16 protein-coding genes are annotated in these 21,198 nt (G+C 66.5%); 1 reads left to right on the forward strand and 15 read right to left on the reverse strand.

What is annotated here, in order from left to right; all coding sequences use genetic code 11:
* Window positions 1-286: 286 nt before the first annotated feature.
* The 15 genes from ftsZ to rsmH all read right to left on the reverse strand — a co-directional run bounded on the left by ftsZ (window position 287) and on the right by rsmH (window position 19,788).
* Window positions 287-2,071, reverse strand: a complete 1,785-nt coding sequence (gene ftsZ / locus ACNJYD_RS28775) for a cell division protein FtsZ (protein ID WP_439364015.1) — start codon at window positions 2,069-2,071, stop codon at window positions 287-289.
* A gap of 87 nt (window positions 2,072-2,158) precedes the next feature.
* Window positions 2,159-3,481, reverse strand: coding sequence for a cell division protein FtsA (gene ftsA, locus ACNJYD_RS28780; protein ID WP_439364016.1), 1,323 nt, complete (start codon window positions 3,479-3,481; stop codon window positions 2,159-2,161).
* A complete protein-coding gene (locus tag ACNJYD_RS28785) occupies window positions 3,478-4,506 on the reverse strand; it encodes a cell division protein FtsQ/DivIB (RefSeq protein ID WP_439364017.1) in 1,029 nt (342 codons plus the stop codon). Before ACNJYD_RS28785 ends, ftsA begins: the two co-directional genes overlap by 4 nt.
* A 352-nt stretch (window positions 4,507-4,858) precedes the next feature.
* Entirely contained in the window at window positions 4,859-5,845 is a 987-nt protein-coding gene (locus tag ACNJYD_RS28790) for a D-alanine--D-alanine ligase family protein (protein WP_439367525.1), read from the reverse strand.
* Window positions 5,846-5,981: 136 nt separating this feature from the next.
* Entirely contained in the window at window positions 5,982-6,899 is a 918-nt protein-coding gene (murB, locus tag ACNJYD_RS28795) for a UDP-N-acetylmuramate dehydrogenase (RefSeq protein WP_439364018.1), read from the reverse strand.
* Between the two features lie 4 nt (window positions 6,900-6,903).
* Window positions 6,904-8,307, reverse strand: coding sequence for a UDP-N-acetylmuramate--L-alanine ligase (gene murC / locus ACNJYD_RS28800; RefSeq protein WP_439364019.1), 1,404 nt, complete (start codon window positions 8,305-8,307; stop codon window positions 6,904-6,906).
* A 149-nt stretch (window positions 8,308-8,456) separates the two neighbouring features.
* Complete coding sequence (gene murG, locus ACNJYD_RS28805) at window positions 8,457-9,557, reverse strand: undecaprenyldiphospho-muramoylpentapeptide beta-N-acetylglucosaminyltransferase (RefSeq protein WP_439364020.1); 1,101 nt, start codon at window positions 9,555-9,557, stop codon at window positions 8,457-8,459.
* A 108-nt stretch (window positions 9,558-9,665) separates the two neighbouring features.
* Window positions 9,666-10,817, reverse strand: a complete 1,152-nt coding sequence (gene ftsW / locus ACNJYD_RS28810; protein ID WP_172787244.1) for a putative lipid II flippase FtsW — start codon at window positions 10,815-10,817, stop codon at window positions 9,666-9,668.
* A gap of 239 nt (window positions 10,818-11,056) precedes the next feature.
* Window positions 11,057-12,454 carry a UDP-N-acetylmuramoyl-L-alanine--D-glutamate ligase gene (gene murD / locus ACNJYD_RS28815; RefSeq protein ID WP_439364021.1) on the reverse strand — a complete coding sequence of 466 codons (1,398 nt, stop codon included), beginning with the start codon at window positions 12,452-12,454 and terminating at the stop codon, window positions 11,057-11,059.
* A gap of 7 nt (window positions 12,455-12,461) precedes the next feature.
* A complete protein-coding gene (mraY, locus tag ACNJYD_RS28820; RefSeq protein WP_172787242.1) occupies window positions 12,462-13,565 on the reverse strand; it encodes a phospho-N-acetylmuramoyl-pentapeptide-transferase in 1,104 nt (367 codons plus the stop codon).
* Window positions 13,566-13,703: 138 nt separating this feature from the next.
* Complete coding sequence (locus tag ACNJYD_RS28825) at window positions 13,704-15,086, reverse strand: UDP-N-acetylmuramoyl-tripeptide--D-alanyl-D-alanine ligase (RefSeq protein WP_439364022.1); 1,383 nt, start codon at window positions 15,084-15,086, stop codon at window positions 13,704-13,706.
* Entirely contained in the window at window positions 15,083-16,555 is a 1,473-nt protein-coding gene (locus ACNJYD_RS28830; protein ID WP_439367526.1) for a UDP-N-acetylmuramoyl-L-alanyl-D-glutamate--2,6-diaminopimelate ligase, read from the reverse strand. Before ACNJYD_RS28830 ends, ACNJYD_RS28825 begins: the two co-directional genes overlap by 4 nt.
* Window positions 16,556-16,639: 84 nt before the next feature.
* On the reverse strand, window positions 16,640-18,406 hold the full coding sequence (locus tag ACNJYD_RS28835) for a peptidoglycan D,D-transpeptidase FtsI family protein (RefSeq protein ID WP_212254605.1): 1,767 nt from the start codon (window positions 18,404-18,406) through the stop codon (window positions 16,640-16,642).
* Window positions 18,403-18,795 carry a cell division protein FtsL gene (gene ftsL / locus ACNJYD_RS28840; RefSeq protein WP_212254604.1) on the reverse strand — a complete coding sequence of 131 codons (393 nt, stop codon included), beginning with the start codon at window positions 18,793-18,795 and terminating at the stop codon, window positions 18,403-18,405. The genes ACNJYD_RS28835 and ftsL overlap by 4 nt, the downstream gene beginning before the upstream one ends.
* A 3-nt stretch (window positions 18,796-18,798) precedes the next feature.
* On the reverse strand, window positions 18,799-19,788 hold the full coding sequence (gene rsmH, locus ACNJYD_RS28845; RefSeq protein ID WP_439364023.1) for a 16S rRNA (cytosine(1402)-N(4))-methyltransferase RsmH: 990 nt from the start codon (window positions 19,786-19,788) through the stop codon (window positions 18,799-18,801).
* Between the two features lie 441 nt (window positions 19,789-20,229).
* On the opposite strand from rsmH, the gene ACNJYD_RS28850 reads away from it, so the two are divergent.
* The gene (locus tag ACNJYD_RS28850; RefSeq protein ID WP_172787237.1) at window positions 20,230-21,093 is read left to right on the forward strand and encodes an N-acetylmuramoyl-L-alanine amidase; all 864 of its coding nucleotides are present in this window, start codon (window positions 20,230-20,232) and stop codon (window positions 21,091-21,093) included.
* Window positions 21,094-21,198: the final 105 nt, after the last annotated feature.

Below are 21,198 nucleotides of genomic sequence, written 5' to 3' on the forward strand. Positions count from 1 at the left end.
CCGTATCCCCAAGTCACGGCAAACCATAGTTGCTGCCTCAAACAGCGCCAACTCACGCTTTTTTACCGATTGTTACCCCAAACCTGCCGTATTCGCGCCAAGGCTTAACCAAATTGCGCCGGTGTTCGGGGTCCCTGTCGGCAGTTTTACTGAACCACCGAATGCGTAATTAATGATTTAAAATCAGTTGCTTGGCTGCGCAATCCGGACATGCCCGGGACCAAAGGAAAGGTCCCGGCAAGCTTCTCGCCGGGACCTTTTTTCGTCTGCCTTATTGTAACAATCCTCAGGTCGCCTGCCGCCGCAGGAAGGCCGGGATATCAAGATGGTCGTCACCCTGTGGCGCCGGCGCAACAGGTGCGGGGCGCCCATGGACGTCCAGGCCCTGCGGCGCAGGACGGCGGGCATACTCTGATACCGGCTCGCTGGATGCGATCTGCTGCGCCACGGTCTTCTGCGGCCGGCGCTCGGGCAGCGGCGGCATGGCGGGACCGGCGGTGCGGGCCGCGACCGGCGGCTCGCTTTCCTCGTCGCGACGGCCAAGGCCGACATTGGCGAGGCGCTGCAACAGCGACAGGCGGGTTTTCTGCGGGGTTTCTTCCTCAGCCTCGCCGCGGGCCTGCCGAATCTCGGCCTGGGCCGGCATCGGCAGCTCCTCGATTCGCGGCATGCGTGGCGCGCGGGCCGGACGCTCGGCCTGCGGCGGGATGAAGGTATCCGGCGTCATCGGCTCCTGCACCGCGACCGGGGCCATGTCGGGCTCCGGGAACAGGGTCGGCTTCTGCGCGATCGGGCGCACGGTGACGTCGCCATAGGTCTGCGGCGCGGGCGCCTGCGGCACCTCGGCAACGGCAGCGGCGATGGCGGCGAGCGCAGCGCGCTCGACGTTCTGACGGGGCGCGGCAGCGGGAGCCGGCGCGGCGACCGGGGTCTGGGCTTCGAGCTTCTGGGCACGCTCGGCCAGACGCTGGTTGTCGGCCCGGAGCCGGGCGGTCAGGTCGGCGAGACGGCTCTCGGCAGCGGCGGCCGGGGCGGCAGCCTGCTGCACCTGCGGCGCCGGGTTCGCGACAGGCGCGGAGGTGGCCTGGCTGTTGCGGGCGATCGCGGCCTGCTCGATGCCGGTGGCGACGACCGAGACGCGGATCAGGCCGTCGAGCGCTTCGTCGAAGGTGGCGCCGACGATGATGTTGGCATCCTGGTCGACTTCCTCGCGGATGCGGGTCGCGGCCTCGTCGACCTCGAACAGGGTGAGGTCCTTGCCGCCGGTGATGGAGATGAGGAGGCCCTTGGCGCCCTTCATCGAGCTGTCGTCGATCAGCGGATTAGCGATCGCGGCTTCCGCGGCGGTCAGCGCGCGCTTGTCGCCGGAGGCTTCGCCGGTGCCCATCATCGCCTTGCCCATTTCCCTCATCACCGCTCTCACGTCGGCGAAGTCGAGGTTGATCAGGCCTTCCTTGACCATCAGGTCGGTGATGCAGGCAACGCCCGAATAGAGCACCTGGTCGGCCATCGCGAAGGCGTCGGCGAAGGTGGTCTTCTCGTTGGCGACCCGGAACAGGTTCTGGTTCGGGATGATCAGGAGCGTATCCACGACCTTGTGCAGCTCGTTGATGCCGGCTTCAGCGGTGCGCATGCGGCGGCCGCCTTCGAAGTGGAACGGCTTGGTCACGACGCCGACGGTGAGGATGCCCATGTCGCGCGCGGTCTTGGCGATCACGGGAGCAGCGCCCGTGCCGGTGCCGCCGCCCATGCCGGCGGTGACGAACACCATGTTGGCGCCCGAGAGATGGTCGCGCAGCTCGTCGATCACCTCTTCCGCCGCCGCGGCGCCGACGTTCGGCTGCGAGCCGGCGCCGAGGCCTTGGGTGACGGCCGTGCCCATCTGCACGATGCGCTGCGCCTTCGACATCGTCAGCGCCTGCGCGTCGGTGTTGGCGACCACGAAGTCGACGCCCTGCAGGCCCGCCGTGATCATGTTGTTGACGGCGTTGCCGCCGGCGCCGCCGACGCCGAATACGGTGATCCGGGGCTTCAGTTCGTGAATATCAGGAACATTGATGCTGATGGTCATGGTTGCCTCTCGATCACGCGCGCGTGGGTTCGCCCCGGCCGGTGGCCGCGGGAGTTGGTGAAAATCGAAGATTGCAGAATGCGGTCATCAGAAGCCCTCGCGTAGCCATCGTCCGACCTTTCCGAAATATCCGCCGGTCCCTGTCTTGACCTGCTGCCGCGTATGCCGCGGTTCGACATGTTCGAGGTGAACATATTGCGGGTAGACGAGAAGTCCGGTCGGCACCGCGAACGCGGCGTTCTTCGCCTCGTTGGGCAGCCGGCCAAAACCGAGCGGACGGCCGACCCGCACGGGGCGGCCGAGAATCCGGGTACCGAGATCGACGAGACCGGTCAGCTGCGAGGCGCCGCCCGAGAGCACGACGCGGCCGTTGGGCTCTGCGGCGAAGGGCGAATCCTTCAGCTTGTCCCGAACCATTTCGAAGACTTCCTCGGCACGGTGCTTGACGATGTTCGCGATGGTGGCGCGGGAGACGATCTGCGGCAGATCCTGCTCGTCACCGGCTGTCGGCACAGACATCAGCTCACGCGAGTCCGATCCGCCGGTGATGACGGTGCCGTATAAGGTCTTGATTCGCTCGGCATCGGCAATGGTCGCCGAGAGTCCGCGCGCAAGATCCATCGTGATGTGTTGCCCGCCGACCGCAAAACCCGCCGCATGCACGAAGCGGCCGCCCGAATAAACGGCAATCGTGGTGGTGCCGGCGCCCATCTCGACGACGGCGGCGCCGAGATCGGCCTCGTCGTCGGTCAGCACCGACAGGCCGGCCACATAGGAGCTCGCTGCCATCGCTTCGACATTGATGTGGCAGCGCTCCACCGCCAGCATCAGGTTGCGCGCCACAGTGGCCTCACAGGTGACGACGTTCATGTCGACGCCGAACTGGTGCGCAACCATGCCGCGGGGATCGCGGATGCCCTTGACGCCGTCGAGCGTGTAGCCGACCGGCAGCGCATGCAGCACGGTGCGGCCTTCGCCGGTGGCGTGGCGCATGCCGGTGGAGGTGACGCGGCTGACATCGGCCGGCGTCACGGCGCCGCCACGAATGTCGGCGGCGGCTTCGACCAGCTGGCCGGCGAGCCGGCCGCCGGAGACCGACAGCAGCACCGACTCGACCCGCACCTTGGCCATCTTCTCCGCGAGTCCGACGGCCTGGCGCACCGCCTGCTCGCATTCGCCGAGATCGATCACCGCCCCGGCCTTCATGCCGCGCGACTGGATCTGGCTGTAGCCGATCAATTCCACCGCATGGGTGCGGCCGCGCAGCGCATCGCTCGGCGGCGACGGCTTCAGCCGCGCGATCATGCAGGCGATCTTGCTGGTTCCGATGTCGAGGCAGGCGACGATGCCGCCGCGCTTGTGCGGCATCGGGCGCGTCTTCGGCGTCTGGCTGCGATCGAGACCGGTCATGCGGAATCCCCGGCCTTCTTTTTCTTCTTGTCCTTGAACAGCTCCTCGCGCGCCTTGGCGGCGTCCTCGGAGAGCTGCACCACCAGCCGGTCCGGCAGGCGCATGTCGACGGCGACGATATCGCGGGAGAACAGCCGGTCTTCCTTGTCGAGCTTGGACAGCGTCGCAAGCGCGTTGCCGACGTCCTGCTCGGGCAGGCGGATGTCGAGACCGTCCTTGAGCCGCAGGTTCCAGCGCCGCTCGCCCACGTAGATCGCGGCCTTGGTCACCGAATTGACCTGCGGGTAGCGCGACAGCAGCGCCAGGAAATCACGCGCCTGGGTGTCGGCGCCCTTGCCGACCACGAGCGGCAGCGACAGGAAGCGGCGCGAAACATAGGGCTCGAGCACGGCGCCATCGTCGGCGATGACGGAGAGCCGGCCGGCCTCCTGCCACAGCGCGAACGCCTTGCGCTCGGTGAGCTCGATCATGAGCTGGCCCGGATAGAGCTTCAGCACGGTCGCATCCGCAATCCAGGGATTGGCCTTGAGCTTGTCGCGCACCGCGTCCGCATCGAGGAACAGCAGCGAGGAACGGCCGCTGACGCCGCCGATCGCGAGGATCTCGTCCTGCGTCAGCTGCTTGCGGCCGTTGATCACGACGGAGGTGATGCGGAAACCGGCGGAATTGGCCAGCGCATTGCGGGCATCGCTGACCGCGGTGACGAAATCCTGGAGGTGGCCGCCCTTGACGATGCCGAAGCCGCAGCTGCCGATCAAGAGCAGCACGGTCATGCTGAGGCCGACCCGGCGCGGCAGATAGCGCTCGACCAGCGCGACCACGCGCGGCGGCGGCTCGCGCTCGACGACGGCCCTGACCTTGGCCTTGGCTTTGGCCTTGTCGTTGGCGGCAGCGCGCGCCTCTTCGTGCTTGTCCTGCATCCACTCGCGCAGAAGCACGCCCGCTCCGATAGCGGCCGCCTTCAGGTCAGCTTGGGGCCTCAGCGATCTGAAAAGCGACCGGGTGAGGCTTCCTGCTCCATCCATTGCACGAGCTCGTCAACAGTTTGCCCGCGACATCGCGCGGATCCTGGCGAACATGACGTCTCGGACCTGCCGGGCCGGGTGCTGGTCTTCAGCAGAAGAAAACCTCTCCCCTTCAAAGCGTTCGCTGGAGGGTGACATCACCCCGCGACAGCTCTCGCGCCGGCAGCCAAAGCGCCATATGCGCCGCCAGCGTTAACCTTCGGACGTCCTGGTAAACAAAAGGTAAAATTCGTTAACGACTTGCGCATTTTGCCCCGCAATGTGAGGCGTTTGCGCCGCGATGTCCGGCATTTTACCGGTTTTGGTCGCCAAACCGGCCGGTTTCGCCGATTCGGCCGTTAACCAGTCCTGACTATTTCCGCACACGCTGGCAGGCGAGCTCGACTAGGCCGCGCAGGAAGTCGACGAACTCGATGCCTTCGGCTTTCAGCGCCTTGGGGTAGAGCGAGGACTTGGTCAGCCCGGGCAGCGTGTTGGTCTCGAGATAGACGAGGCCCTTGTCCGAGACGATGAAGTCCGAGCGGGAATAGCCGGTGCAGGACATTGCGCGATGGGCCAGCATCGCCTGCTCCTTGAGCGCGGCGGTGATCTCGGGTGCGAAGCGGCCGGGGCAGATCTCCTGGGTCGACTTCAGAAGATATTTCGCCGCGTAGTCGAAATTGCCCTCACCCGGAATGATCTCGATCGGCGGCAGCGAGATGATCGAGCCGTCGGTGCGCTCCAGCACGCCGCAGGTCGCCTCCACGCCGGCGATATAGGGCTCGATGACATACTCTTCATGCTTGGCCGCGTTGCGGACGGCGACGAGGTCCTGCTTGGCGTTGACGAAGATCAGGCCGTAGCTCGACCCGTCGCGCGCGGGCTTTGCGATCAAGCGGCCGTATTCGGCGAAGGCCTCGTCGATATCATCGAGCGCAAGATTTTCCGGCGGCGTCACGCCGCCGAGCGCAGCGAAATGCTTGGCTGCGATCTTGTCGAAGGCGAGATGCGAGGACGCCGAGCCCGAGCCGGTGAACGGCACGCCGCGCGCCTCGCACATCACCTGCAATTCGCCGTTCTCGGCACGCCCGCCATGCAGGCCGAGCACCAGCACGCGATCTTCCGCCTTGGCCCGGTCGAGCGCCTGCGCGAGCGGAACGCCTGACGTGCCCGGCTTGAACTCGTCCTCGAACGGGCGGGCATGCTCGAGCAGCTGCTTCGACTGCACGACGTGCACCTTGTCCTCGACGTCCCACCACCAGAGGTCGGCCTCGGGCAGCGCCTGATGCAGCGCCTGGGCGGTGGCAACCGAGACCAGACGTTCGCGGTTGGAGCCGCCGAAGAGGATGGTGATGCGCATGGTCATAGTCCGCAATCTCTCCAGTTCGTCATTCCGGGGCTCGCGAAGCGAGAACCCGGAATCCATCTAGCCGCAGATACAGAGGCGAGATGGATTCCGGGTTCGATGCTAGCGCATCGCCCCGGAATGACGGTGGTCATAAAACCCCGATCCGCTTGATTTCCCAGTGTAGCTCAATTCCGGAATTCGCCTTCACGCGTTCGCGTACGGTCTCGCCGAGCGTCTCGATGTCATGCGCGGTGGCGTCACCCGTGTTGATCAGGAAGTTGCAATGCATCTCCGAGACCTGCGCGCCACCGACGCGCAAGCCGCGGCAGCCGGCGGCATCCACCAGCTTCCAGGCGGAATGGCCGGGCGGATTCTTGAAGGTCGAGCCGCCGGTCTTTTCGCGGATCGGCTGCGCGGTCTCGCGATGGCTTTGCACCTCCGCCATGCGCGCGCGGATGGCCTCTGGCTCTTTGATCTCGCCGCGAAAGCGCGCGGAGGTGAAGATGATGGAGGGATCGACGCCGCTGTTGCGGTAAACGAATTTCATCTCGGTGTTGGAGAAGACGTGCTTCGTGCCGTCGCGCCCGACGCCCCTCGCCTCGATCAGCACGTCCTTGGTCTCGCCGCCATTGGCGCCGGCATTCATGCGCAGCGCGCCGCCGATCGTACCCGGAATGCCGAAAAAGAATTCGAGCCCGCCGATATTGGCGGACGCCGCAACCTCCGCCACGCGCTTGTCGAGCGCGGCAGTACCTGCGGTGACGACGTCGTCGCTCGCGGTCGCCTCGCCGAAGGCGCGCGGCGCGAGACGAATGACGACGCCGGCAATGCCGCCGTCGCGCACGATGAGGTTGGAACCGACGCCGATGACGTAGACGGGAACGTCGGACGCCAGATGCGCGAGGAAGTAAGCGAGATCGTCCTCGTCCGCCGGCGTGAACAGCACCTGCGCGGGACCGCCGACGCGAAACCAGGTGAGCTCGGCCAGTGACTGGTTCGCCAGCAGCCGGCCGCGCAGCTCGGGCATCGCGGCTTTGAGGTCGGGCGTGATGTCGGGAAATCCCACCGCGTTACCCCAGCGTCTTCAATTCGCCGGGCAATGCATACGCCCATTGCGTGATGTTGCCTGCCCCGAGGCACACGACGAGATCGCCTGGTTTCGCCAATCCCTTGACGATGCCGGCGAGCTCCGTCGCTGCCGGCAGCGGGACCACCTCGCGGTGACCATGCGCGCGCAGGCCCGCGACGAAGTGATCGCGGTCGATGCCGTCGATCGGCGCTTCGCCCGCGGCATAGACGTCGGCGACGACGACCGCATCGGCGTCGTTGAAGCAGGTGCAGAATTCCTCGAACAGCGATTGCAGACGGGTGTAGCGATGCGGCTGCACCACGGCGATCACCTTGCCGGTGTAGGAATCGCGCGCTGCCTTCAGCACGGCCGCGATCTCCACGGGGTGATGGCCATAATCGTCGATCACGGTGACGCCGTTCCACTCGCCTGTCTTGGTGAAGCGGCGCTTGACGCCGCCGAAGCCGGCCAGCGCCTTTCGGATCGCCTCGTCCGACACGCCGAGCGCGTGCGCGACCGCAATTGCAGCCGTCGCATTCGAGGCGTTGTGCCGGCCCGGCATCGGCAGCGCGAGGTCGGCGAGCTCATGCGTGGTGCCGGTCTTGCGGTCGCGGATCACGACCTTGAACTTCGAGCCGCCGCCGCCTGCGGTGAGATCGACCAGGCGCGCATCGGCCTGCGGGTTCTCACCGTAAGTGATGATGCGGCGGTCCTCGATCTTGCCGACGAGGCTCTGCACCACGGGATGATCGATGCACATCACGGCAAAGCCGTAGAACGGAAGGTTCTCGACGAAATGACGGAACGCGTCCTGCACGGCCTCGAAGGTCTTGAAGTGGTCGAGATGCTCGGGGTCGACATTGGTGACGATCGCGACATCGGTCGGCAGCTTCAGGAACGTGCCGTCGCTCTCGTCGGCCTCCACCACCATCCAGTCGCCGGCACCTAACCGTGCGTTGGAGCCGTAGGCGTTGATGATGCCGCCGTTGATCACGGTCGGGTCGAGCCCGCCGGCATCGAGCAGCGTTGCGACCATCGTCGTCGTCGTGGTCTTGCCGTGGGTACCGGCGATGGCGACACAGCTCTTCAGCCGCATCAGCTCGGCCAGCATCTCGGCGCGGCGTACCACGGGAATGCGCTTCTCGCGCGCCGCCATCAGTTCCGGATTGTCGCGTTTGATCGCGGAGGACACGACCACGACCTCGGCGCCGTCGATATTCTCGGCCTTGTGGCCGACCGAGACCTTCGCGCCCTTCTTGCGCAGACGGTCGAGATTGTAATTGTCGGCGGCGTCCGAGCCTTGCACGGCATAGCCGAGATTGACCAGCACCTCGGCGATGCCGCTCATGCCGATCCCGCCGATCCCGACGAAGTGGATGGGTCCGATCTCGCGCGGCAGTCTCATGTGGTTTCCTTGGGGTCATCGTCCGCGAAGGCGGACGATCCAGTACTCCGCGACGCCAGAGATTCAAATCAACTGCGTCGGATACTGGATGCCCCGCTTTCGCGGGGCATGACAAGGGCCTTTTTTGGCCATCCGGGCCGGAACAGGCGTCAGATTCCCGCAACCTTGACCACGAGATCCGCCAGCCGCTCGGCCGCGTCGAGCCGGCCAGCGCCACGGGCGGCTTCAGCCATCGCGGCAAGTCGCGCCGGCTCGGCGGCGAAGGCGGAGATTTCGGACGCCAGCCGGTCGGAGGTGAACTCGGTCTGCGGGATCCGGATTGCGCCCTCGACCTTGACCAGGACGCCGGCATTGGCGAACTGGTCCTGGTCGATCGAGCCGGGCAGCGGCACCAGGATGGAGGGCCGGCCGATCGCGGCGAGCTCGGCCACGGTGCCCGCACCGGAGCGCGATACCACGAGATGATTGGAGGCGAGGCGCGCCGGCAGATCCGTGAAGAACGGCGCGAGCTCGGCCTTGATCTTGAGCTTGTCGTAGACGGCGCGCACGCGGCTCATGTCCTCTTCGCGCACCTGCTGGGTGAGAATGAGACGGCTCCACAGCGCAGGCTCGAGTCGCTCGATCGTATCAGGCACGATGTCGGCCATGATGCGCGCGCCCTGGCTGCCGCCGACGACGAGCAGGCGCAGCGGCCCGTTCGGCTCGGGCGCGGCATATTTCACCGCGGCGGCCGCGAGGATCGCCGGACGCATCGGCGTGCCGACGGTAGTCGTCTTGCCTGCCAGCGCCGGATCGCGATCGAGCACGCCGGGCAAGGACGTCGCGATGGCGCGCACGCGGCTCGACAGGAACCGGTTGGCGCGGCCGAGCACGGCGTTGGCGTCGTGGATGATGCCGGGTACGCCCGCGAACTTCGCCGCGACCAGCGGCGGCAAGGTCGGATAGCCGCCGAAGCCGACGACGGCGACGGGCTTCAACCGCTTGATCAGGGCGTAGGCCGACAGCGTGCCGGCGGCGAGCGTGAGGCCGGCATAGGCGAGCTGAAGCGGATTGCGGCCGCGCGCGGTCTCGCTTCTGACGACGTCGATCATGTCCTTGCTGAACAGCCCGCTGTAGCGCAGCGCGCGCTCGTCGGTGACGAGGCGGACGCGATAGCCGCGCCGGATCAATTCGACGCCGAGCGCCTCGGCCGGGAACAGATGGCCGCCGGTGCCGCCCGCGGCGAGAAGAATCAGGGGGGACATGTCCATGGTAGGCCTTTTTACAAGGTCTGTCCCGTCATTGCGAGCGAAGCGAAGCCATCCAGAATCCCTCCGCGGGGACAGTCTGGATTGCTTCGCTGCGCTCGCAATGACGACTTACGCGTAACTGCGCATCGCCTCGGCGTGGCCGCTCGCCTCGACCTCGGTGCGCGGGCGCAGCCGCGTCAGCGCCAGCATCATGCCGACGCCATAGGCGAGCGAGATGATCGAGGAGCCGCCATAGGAGATGAACGGCAGCGTCATGCCCTTGGCGGGGATGAGCTGCAGGTTCACAGACATGTTGATCGCCGCCTGCACGCCGAACAGGATCGCAAGGCCCGAAGCGGCAAAGCGCGAGAACATGTCCTCATTGGCATAGGCGCGCGACAGCGTGCGGATGACGACGAAGGCGAACAGCGCCAGCATCGCAAGGCACAGGATGATGCCGAACTCTTCGGCCGCGACCGCGAAGACGAAGTCGGTGTGGCTGTCCGGCAGGCTGCGTTTGGCGATGCCCTCGCCGGGTCCGAGCCCGAACCAGCCGCCGTTATAGAAGGCCTCCATGGCGGTATCGACCTGGAAAGTGTCGCCGGAGGCCGGGTTCATGAAGCGCTTGATGCGGCCCGCGACGTGCGGAACGAAAAGATAGGCGCTGAACAGGCCGGCCGCGCCGAGACCTGCGAGCCCGAACACCCAGATCATGCGCATGCCCGCGATGAAGAACAGCGAGCCCCACACCATCAGGATCAGCATGGTCTGGCCGAAATCCGGCTCCATCACCAATAGCGCGACCAGCATCAACAGCAGCACCAGCGCCATCGAGGTCGCCGGCATCTCCGGCCGTCTGGTCGATTCCGCGAACAGCCAGGCCGCGATCACGACGAAAGATGGTTTTGCGATCTCGGAGGCCTGGATGTTGACGCCGAGCAGCGTGATCCAGCGGCGCGAACCCTTCACCTCGGGGCCGATGGCGAGCGTGAGCACGATCAGGATGATGCTCGCCGCGAAGATGATCAGGGCCGAGCGGCGGATCGCGCGCGGCGACAGGAACGACACCCCGAGCAGCACGATGCAGGAGGGCACGAGGAACAGCACATGGCGGCTGAAGAAGTGGAAGGCATCGAGCCCGATGCGGGTCGCAACCGGCGGGCTCGCCGCCAGCGACAGGATGACCCCGGTCAGCATCAGCCCCAGGATGGCGCCCATCAGCGGCTTGTCGACGGTCCACCACCACTCGGAAAAGGGGGTGCGTTCTTCACGGGAGAGCATGGGCGGCCGCTTTCGGACAGAGGTCCGTCCATTGGTCGCCGACGTTGGTTACCGGGGGGTTAAGGAAGTGCGGATGTTTGACGATGATCTCTGGCCACAAGACGCACTGTCATGCCCCGGCTTGACCGGGGCATCCAGTACGCCGCGGCTCCTCGGTTCAATCGCAACCGTCTCTGGAATACTGGGTCGCCCGGTCAAGCCGGGCGACGACAGCGCAGTTGGCCGGACGAGTGCGCGCCCTACACCACCGGCTTCACACCCGGCAGCGCCTGCACCAGCTCGCGGAACTTGGTGCCGCGGATCTCGAAGTTGCGGTACTGGTCGAACGAGGCGCAGGCCGGTGACAGCAGCACGACGGCATCGGCGAGGCCCGAGCCTTCCGCATCGCGCGCGGCGTGCTCGACGGCGACATCGAGGGTCTGGCTGATCTCGTGCGCGACCGAGCCGAGCGTTCCGGAAAATTCCTGCGCGGCTTCGCCGATCAGATAGGCTTTTCGAATCCGCGGGAAGAAACCGGTCAGGCTAGTAATGCCGCCCGCCTTTGGCTTGCCGCCGGCGATCCAGAAGATGTCGGCAAACGACGACAGCGCATGCGCCGTGGCATCCGCATTGGTGCCCTTGGAATCGTTGACGAACAGCACGTTGCCGCGGCGGCCGACCTGCTCCATGCGATGCGCGAGGCCCGGAAAACTGCGCAGGCCGTTCTGTAGCACGTCCTGGCTGATGCCCATGGCGAGCGCGGCGGCGGCCGCGCAGGCCGCGTTCTGCGCGTTGTGCTGGCCGCGCAGCGAGCCGATGCCGCCGAGCGCGGCGACTTCGCTGCGGGCGCCGCCCGAGGCGCGCACGATGGTGCCGTGCTCGACGTAAATGCCTGACGCGAGCGGGTTCTTGACGGAGATGCGCACCACGTTCTTGCCCGCGCGATCGAGCCGGTCGGCGATATCGCGGGAAAAGCCGTCATCGACGCCGACGATCGAGGTGCCGCCGCCTTGCACGCCGGCAACGAGGCGTTCCTTCACCGCGGCGTAATGCTCGATCGTGCCGTGCCGGTCGATATGGTCCTCGCTGACATTGAGCAGGATGCCGACGGAGGGATCGAGCGAGGGCGTGAGGTCGATCTGGTAGGACGACATCTCGATGACGTGGACGCGGCCCATGCGCGGCGGCTCCAGCGACAGGATCGCGGTGCCGATATTGCCGCCCATCTGGGTGTCGTAGCCGGCGACCTTGGTCAGATGCGCAATCAGCGCCGTCGTGGTCGACTTGCCGTTGGTGCCGGTGATGGCCACGAACGGCGCATCGGGTGCGTGGCGGCGTCGCTCGCGGCAGAACAGCTCGATGTCGCCGATCACCTCGACGCCGGCCTCGCGCGCCTTCAAGACGCTCCAGTGCGGCACCGGATGGGTGAGCGGCACGCCGGGCGCCAGCACGAGGCTTGCGAACTTGGCCCAGGAGACGTTGCGCAAGTCCGCGGTGATGAAGCCGGCCTGCGCAGCCTTGGCGACGTTCTCGGCGTTGTCGTCGGCGGCGACCACCTCCGCACCGCCGGCTTTCAACGCATGGCAGGAGGCGAGCCCGGAGCCGCCGAGGCCGAACACCGCGACCGTCTTGCCGGCGAAGGACGTGACGGGGATCATCGATCGGTCACCGCAGCTTCAGCGTCGAAAGGCCGGCGAGCGCCAGCATCACCGAGATGATCCAGAAGCGGATCACGATCTGCGGCTCGGTCCAGCCCTTCTGCTCGAAGTGGTGATGGATCGGCGCCATGCGGAACACACGCTTGCCCGTGAGCTTAAAGGACACCACCTGCACGATGACCGAAACCGCCTCGAGCACGAACAATCCGCCGATCACGGCGAGGACGATCTCGTGCTTCACCGCGACCGCGATCGCGCCGAGCATGCCGCCGAGCGCAAGCGAGCCGGTGTCGCCCATGAAGATCGAGGCAGGCGGGGCGTTGAACCAGAGGAAGCCGAGACCGGCGCCGAGCAACGCGCCGCAGAGCACCGCGAGTTCGCCGGTGCCGGCGACATATTTGATCTGGAGGTAGTCGGCGAACACCAAGTTGCCGGTGAGATAGGCGATCATCGCAAAGCTCGCGGTCGCAATCATCACGGGCACGATGGCGAGGCCGTCGAGACCGTCGGTGAGGTTCACCGCGTTGCCGGAGCCGACGATGACGAAGGCGCCGAAGACGACGAAGAACCAGCCGAAATGCAGCACGGTATCCTTCAGGAAGGGAATCGTCAGCGCGGTCGAGGCGGGGTCGCGGTTCAGCCGCACCAGCGCGTAGCAGGCGACCAGCGCTATGACGGCTTCGATCAAGAGGCGCAGCTTGCTGCCGAACCCCGTCGTGGTCTGCTTGGTCACCTTGAGGTAATCGTCATAGAAGCCGACGAAGCCGAAGCCGAGCGTCACCGCCAGCACGATCCAGACATAGGGGTTGAGCGGATTGGCCCACAGCACGGTGCCGACCGTGAGCCCGGACAGGATCATCAGTCCGCCCATGGTGGGCGTGCCCTTCTTGGCGAGATGTGATTGCGGACCGTCGGTGCGGATCGGCTGGCCCTTGCCCTGACGGATGCGCAAATGATCGATGATCCAGGGGCCGAACAGGAACACGAACAGCGCGCCGGTCACGATGGCGCCGCCGGTGCGGAAGGTGATGTAGCGAAAGACGTTCAGGACGGTGCGGAAGGCACCGAAGCCCGGAAATGTGTTGGAGAGCTCGATCAGCCAGTAAAACATTCAGACGGTCCTATGGCGCCTTTGCACATCCAGGTGCTTCACGCGCATTCGCTGGTCTTCGTCATGGGCCGCGCGTTTCGGGAAACGGACGGCTTCCGCCGCAAGGGTGGGATTCGGGAACGGCGCCTTCCAAGCAGTTTACGCCTTTGCCTGCAAGGCGGCCACCAGCCCCGGCACAAACTTGTTGACCCAGAACATCTTCTTGCTGCCCTTGACAACCACGACGTCGCCTGCCTTCAGCAGCTTTGCGACCTCGCCCGGCTGCAGCGTGGCAGGATCATCATGCCAGCCGAGGCCCTTGCCCGATGGCAAAGCGTCGAACAGGTACCGCATTAGAGGTCCGACACAATAGACGCCGTCAATGCCGTCGAGATGCCTGGCGAGGCCGGTGTGATAGCTCGGTGCGTCCTCGCCGAGCTCGAGCATGTCGCCGAGAATCGCGATGCGGCGGCCACCGCTCATGTTGCGCGCCTGCAGGCTTTGCAGCGCCGCCGCCACGCTGGCCGGATTGCCGTTGAAGCTGTCGTCGATCACCGTGATATCGCCGACTGCCTGCTCGACGCCGCGGCCGGTCATGATGCCGACGCGATCGAGCTTGACCGCGAGCGTCGCGACATCGAGATGCGCGGCATGAACCGAGGCGAGCGCAGCCAGCGCATTGTGCACCCGGTGCGGCGCGCCAGGGGTGAGGCTGAAGGCGATCTCCTTCTTGCCGATCGCGGCCACGACCTGCCAGCTCTCGCCGTGCGGCGCGTGCGCGACCTCGTGCACCTCGGCATGCTCGCCGCCGAAGCGCACGACCTTGCCCTTCCACTCCGGCGCCCTGATTCCGGCGGGCAGCACCAGCACGCCGTCCTCGGGCAGGCCGAGCGCGATCGACACCTTCTCGCGCCTGATGGCCTCGAGCGAGCCGAGCTTTTCCAGATGCACCGGCTGGACGTTGACGACGAGCGCGACGGTCGGCTGCGTGAGCTCGCTGAGCCGGGCGATCTCGCCTTGCTGGTTCATGCCCATCTCGACGACCCAGAGGCTGGCGTCCCGCCTGGCATTGCACAGCGTCAGCGGCACGCCCCAGAAATTGTTGAAGCTCGACGGGCTGGCATAGGCGTTCGGATAGGCGGCGAGAAATTCCTTGGTGCTGGTCTTGCCGGCGCTGCCGGTGAGCCCGATCACCGGGCCATTGAAGCGCGCGCGTGCGGCGCGGGCGAGGCCCCAGAGGCCGTCGATCAGCGTGTCCTTGACGACGATCTGGGGAATGCGGATGCCCGCGATCTCGTGCGGCACGATGATCGCGACCGCGCCTGAAGCTTCCGCCTTGTCGGCGAATTCCCAGCCGTCGCGCGCGCTGGCGAAAGCCGAGACGAAGCCGCCGCTTGGCGTGCCGCTCAGCGCGACGAACAGGCTGCCCGGCTTCACCAGGCGGCTGTCCTGGGTGACGAAATCGATTCCCGTCTCCGGGAACGATCCGGCCACGCCCAGCGCACGCGCGACCTCGGCAACCGTCCATATTGGCCCGCTCATGCAACCCTCGACGCTAGTGCGGCGGCGACCGCCTCGTGATCACTGAAGGGCAGCGTCTGGCCGCCGACGATCTGCCCGGTCTCGTGGCCCTTGCCGGCGATGAGCAGCGCATCGCCCTCCTGCAAGTCATCGATCGCGGCGCGGATCGCCTCGGCCCGGTCGCCGATCTCGCGGGCGCCCTTCGCGGTGGCGAGGATGGCGGCGCGGATGGCTTCCGGCTTCTCGCTGCGCGGATTGTCATCGGTGATGATGACGGCATCGGCATTCTCCGCCGCGATCTCGCCCATGATCGGACGCTTGCCGGCATCGCGGTCGCCACCGGCGCCGAACACGACGACCAGCCTGCGCTTGGCATAAGGCCGCAGCGCCTGCAGCGCCTTCGCCAGCGCGTCGGGCTTGTGCGCGTAGTCGACGAAGATCGGCGCGCCGTTGCGCGCGCCGACGCGCTCGAGCCGGCCCTTGGCGCCTTCGAGATGTTCGAGGCTCGCAAACACGTTTTCAGCATCGCTGCCGGTGCCGATGGCAAGCCCGGCCGACACCAGCGCATTCTCGATCTGGAATTCGCCGACCAGCGGCAGCCGGATCGCGTAAGCCCTGCCGCGATGCTCGACCGTGAGCTTTTGCGAGAAACCGTCGACCACGGCCTCCGTGAGGCGGATGCCCTCGCCTGCGCCATCGCCGTTGCGGCCGACCGCCATGACGCGCAGGCCGCGCGATGTCGCCGCCTCGATCGCTTCCGCCGAGCAATCATGATCGGCCGAGATCACCGCGGCGCCATCAGGCGGCACCAGCTCGCGGAACAAGCGGAGCTTGGCCGCGAGGTAATGCGCAACGGTCGGATGGTAATCCATGTGGTCGCGCGAGAGATTGGTGAAGCCGCCGGCCGAGATGCGCACGCCGTCGAGGCGATATTGATCGAGCCCGTGCGAGGACGCCTCGAACGCGAGATGCGTGACACCCTCGCGCGCGATCTCGTCCAGCTGCCGGTGCAGCGCGATCGGATCCGGCGTGGTCAGCGAGCCATAGACGGTGCGCTTTTGCGACACGAGACCGATGGTACCGATACTGGCGGAGGCGTGCCCGAGCCGCTCCCAGATCTGGCGCGTGAACGCGGCGACCGAGGTCTTGCCGCTGGTTCCGGTCACCGCGGCAATCGTCGCAGGCTGCGCCGGGAAAAATCTTGCCGCGGCCAGTGCCAGCGCGCGGCGCGGATTGGCGACCGCGATGAACGGCACCTTGCAAGCGGCCGGTGCGTGGTCACCGACGACGGCCACCGCGCCGGCGGCGACCGCAGCATCGACGAAGCGGGCGCCGTCGGTCTTGCTGCCTGCCAGCGCGAAGAAGAGATCGCCCGGTTTCACCGCGCGGCTGTCGAGCGCAACGCCGCTCACCTCGAGCGCCGCGGCAGCGGGCTCGATCGCGGCATCATTGCCCGGAACATCCTGACCCAAGAGGTCGCGCAGCTTCATGGTCTTCCAGTCGATATGCCCAGCCGGAAAGCCGATTCCAAAGGACAATCCCGACTCAGCACCGGCGATGGCCCACCCGGTTGATTACTGGGTTGTCCTGGATGCTGCAAGAATAAGGCGCTCGGACGGCGGCAGGTCGAACCGCGGCTCGACGCCGAGAAGCGGCGCGATCCGCTCGATCACCTTGCCGCCGGTCGGCACCGCGTTCCAGCCTGAGGTGATGAAACCATGGGTTTCCGGCAGCGCTTGCGGCTCGTCCAGCATGACGAGCACCTGGTACTTCGGATCATCGCACGGCATCACCGCCGTGAAGGAATTGAGCACGCGCTTCTTGGCGTAGCGGCCATTGATGACCTTCTCCGACGTGCCGGTCTTGCCGCCGACGTAATAGCCCCTGACGTCCGCCTTTCTCGCCGAACCGACTTCGGCGTTGAGCCGCATCAGGAACCGCATCTTGTCGCTGGTCTCCGGCTTGATGACGCGCTTGGCCATCGCCATGGCTTCGGATTCGCTGCGCTTCATGAATGTCGGCGGAATCAGATAGCCGCCGTTCACGAGCGCGTTGATGCCCATCACCGCCTGCAGCGGCGCCACCGACAGGCCCTGGCCGAACGCGGCGGTGACCGTGTTCAGCTCGCTCCAGCGCCGCGGCAGCAGCGGCGCCGCGCTCTCCGGCAATTCGGTGCGCAGCCGCGTCATCTGGCCCATCTTGGCGAGGAACGCCTTGTGCGCCTCCACGCCCTGGCCGAGCGCGATGCGCGCCGCGCCGATGTTGGACGAGTAGGTGAACACTTCCTTGGTGTTGATGAAACGCCCGAGCGGATGGCTGTCGTGGATGGTGAACTTGCCGTAGTGCAGGTTTCCGCGCGCGTCCCACATCGAGTTCAGATTGATCTTGCCGGAATCGAGCGCCATCGCCAGCGTGAACGCCTTGAAGGTCGAGCCCATCTCGTAGACGCCGGTGGTCAGGCGGTTGATGCGGTCGGGATCGTGCGCTTCCTTCGGATTGTTGGGATCGAAGTCGGGCAGCGAGACCATCGCCACGATCTCGCCGGTCTTGACGTTGGAGACGATGCCGGAGGCGGCCTTGGCGTGGAACTTGTCCTTGGCCTTCAACAGCTCGTCGCGCAGCGCATGCTCGACGCGCAGATCGACCGCGAGCTCGATCGGCTTCTGCAAGCGGTCGGTGGCGAAGCCGGCGCGGTGGAGATCGGCGAGCCCCTGATTGTCGAGCCACTTCTCGAGGCCGGCGATCCCCTGGTTGTCGATGTTGACGAGACCGATGAGGTGGGCGACCTCGTTGCCGGTCGGATAGACCCGCTTGTTCTCGCGCAGGAAGCCGATGCCGGGAATGCCGAGCTTGTGGACGGCCTGCTGCTGCGCCGCCGTGACCTCGCGCTTGAGCCAGACGAAGCCCTTGCGCGTCTTCAGGCGCTCGCGCACTTCGGCCTCGTCGAGGTCGGGTATGGTCGCGGTCAAGAGCTCGATCGCCTCGTCCTTGTCGATGATGCGGCGCGGTTCGCCGAACAGGCTCGCCGCCTTGACGTCGGTGGCAAGGATGGCGCCGTTGCGGTCGACGATGTCGGGTCGCGCGGTCGCAACCACCTCCTGCGCCGCGGCGCGGCGCGCGCTGTGGGCGTCGGCGCCGATCGCGAACATCACGAGCCGCCCGCCGATCAGGGCGTAGACCGAAGCGAAGGCAAGCATCGCAAGGCCGACGCGCGCGCGCGCCTTCGCGGCGCGATCGACGTTGCGCCCGTAGAGCAGGCTTCGGATCAGCCGCCGCCGCCAAGGCTCAACTGACCGCTCGGCCGTTTTTTCGGTTGGTCTTGCAGGCGTTGCCGGGCTCATTGCTTGTCCTCGCGCTGAGGCACGGAGCCCGTGACCGTGTCGGGATCGCTCGCGGCTTCGATGGTCTTGAGCATGGCCCCGATCGGATCGGGCTCGCCCGGCCTGAACATCCGCGGCGGACGTTCCGGCAGGTTCTTCAGCGAATCATATTGCGTGCCGTTGACCGGCTTGAGGTGCAGATGCCGGTCGGACAGCCCTTGCAGGCGGTGAGGCGCATCGAGCTTGGCCCACTCGGCCCGCAGCCCCGCGATCGCATCGCGCTGCTCGCGGATCTCCGCACGCAGCCGCAGCACCTTCTCGGTGCGCGCCGTGGAGTCCATCTTGATGCGGTAGACATGGGCGGCTGCGAAGATCAGCGCACCGATGACGAGGAGGTGGATGATGCGCATGCGCTAGCCGCCCCTCATCACGTCGGCGAGCTTGGGCCAGGACGATGCCTCATCGATCTCATGCGCCGGCGCAGAGGTGCGCTCGGCGGCGCGCAGCTTTGCCGAGCGCGCGCGCGGATTGTGCGCAACTTCGTCCTCGCCGGCGACGACCGGCCGCCGCGTCAGCAGCTGGAAGCTCGGCGCAATCTGCGCGACTTCCGGCAGATGCCGCGAACCGCCGCCGGTCTTGGAACGCCCGGAGAGGAAATTCTTGACGATGCGGTCTTCCAGCGAATGGAACGAGACGACGACGAGGCGGCCGCCGGGCCTCAGCACGCGCTCGGCGGCAGCGAGCGCCGTCTGGAGTTCCTCGAGTTCTTCGTTGACGAAGATGCGCAGCGCCTGGAACGTCCGCGTCGCCGGATGAATGTCGCCGGGCTTCGATCGCACCACCCTGCCGACGAGATCGGCGAGCGCGCGCGTGGTCGTGAACGGAGTGTCCTGCCGGTCGGCGACGATGGCGCGGGCGATGCGGCGCGAATGCCGCTCCTCGCCGAAGAGATAGATGATGTCGGCGAGATCGCCTTCGGAGGCGCGGGCGACGACGTCGGCCGCGGTCGGGCCTGTCTGCCCCATCCGCATGTCGAGCGGACCGTCGAGGCGGAAGGAGAAGCCGCGGCCGGCCTGGTCGAGCTGCATCGAGGACACGCCGACATCCATCACGACGCCGTCAACGCCGTCGACGCCTTGCGCGGCGCAGACCTCGGCGAGGTTGGAGAAGCGGTCCTCGACCAGCGTCAGCCGGCCCGCGGAGCGTTCGACCAGTTCGGCACCCCCGGCAATCGCGGTGCGGTCGCGATCGATGGCAATGAGTCGGGTTCCCGGCACTTCCAGGATCGCGCGGCTATAGCCGCCGGCACCAAAAGTGGCGTCGACATAGACGCCGCCCTCGCGCGGGGCGAGATGGGCGATGGCCTCACGGCCAAGAACGGGGATGTGCGGAGCCGAGCTCATGCGCAACGCCTGCCGACCGCCCGGCCCGATACCCAAGCGAGATCGGGGCCGAACAAGCCCATAACGCCTCGAATCATTACGCGTCGCGGCGGTTCCACGACAAAGCCCCTGTCCAGCATGGTTACCGAGCCCGGCCGTCCCGGGCCACAAACCCGGTGTTCCCAGTGGAATTTGTCGGGCAGCCATGGGATTTCGAGCCAAAATACGCTTTGGCCGCCTCCGGACGCGGGTCGGCTCTTCATCCCTCAGTAACGGCCCTTAGCGTTAAGAAAGCGTTGCTCGGTTCATGACAAGTGGAAAAGGTAACGAGGGCAGTGATGCTTCATCCACACACATCGCCAAAATGAATCCGTTAACCGCGCCGCGCGATTGCGCGCGATGGAGGGTAAAGGAATAGTAAAGAGAAGGGCTTGCCCCACTCTCCGTCCGTCCGAGCTGCTCATGCCCTCCGGTTCGTCCACGCCGTCTGGATCTGATTCGAAGCGTCACCGCGTTCTCCCGGTTCCCAAGACCGTGGCGGGCCTGCGGACGTTCGAGCCCGATTCCTCGATCGTCTCGGACATCATCCCCTCGCCGAACCATGGCGAGCGCAACAAGGGACGGCAGCCGGACATGATCCTGCTGCACTACACCGGCATGCCCGATGTCGAGGGCGCGCTGGCACGCCTCTGCACGGCCGGCACCGAAGTGTCGGCGCATTATGTCGTGCTGGAGGACGGCCGCATCGTGCAATGCGTGCCCGAGGCCAAGCGGGCCTGGCACGCCGGCGTCTCCTCCTGGGCCGGCGAGGACGACATCAACTCCTGCTCGATCGGCATCGAGATCATCAATCGCGGCCATGACTGGGGCTATCCGGAGTTTCCGCTGCGCCAGATCGCCGCCGTGATCGCGCTGTGCCGCGGCATCATGCTCCGCCGCAAGGTGCCGGCGCACCGGGTGCTCGGCCATTCCGACGTCGCGCCCGCCCGCAAGAAGGATCCCGGCGAGAAATTTCCGTGGCATTCGCTGGCCAATTCCGGCGTCGGCCATTGGGTGACGCCCGCCCCGATCGTCCGCGGCGACAGCCTGATGCTCGGCACCATCAGCGACGCGGTGCTGAGCATGCAGCAGGCGCTCGCAAGGTACGGCTATGGCGTGCCCCTGAACGGCAAGTACGACGCTGCCACGATGGAAGTCGTCACCGCCTTCCAACGCCATTTCCGCCCAGCACGGCTGGACGGCGTCGCCGATCACTCGACGCTGTCGACCTTGCAGGCGCTGCTGGCGAGCCTGCCGGCGGAAGCAACGCCGGTCGCATCGAAGTGACGGCGTAGCCGCACACGCCGTCATTGCGAGGAGCTCTTGCGACGAAGCAACCCAGACTGTCTCCGCGGTGATAGCCTGGATTGCTTCGCTGCGCTCGCAATGACG

Origin of the sequence: Bradyrhizobium sp. SPXBL-02 (assembly GCF_051853065.1) — a bacterium.
Lineage (GTDB): Bacteria > Pseudomonadota > Alphaproteobacteria > Rhizobiales > Xanthobacteraceae > Bradyrhizobium.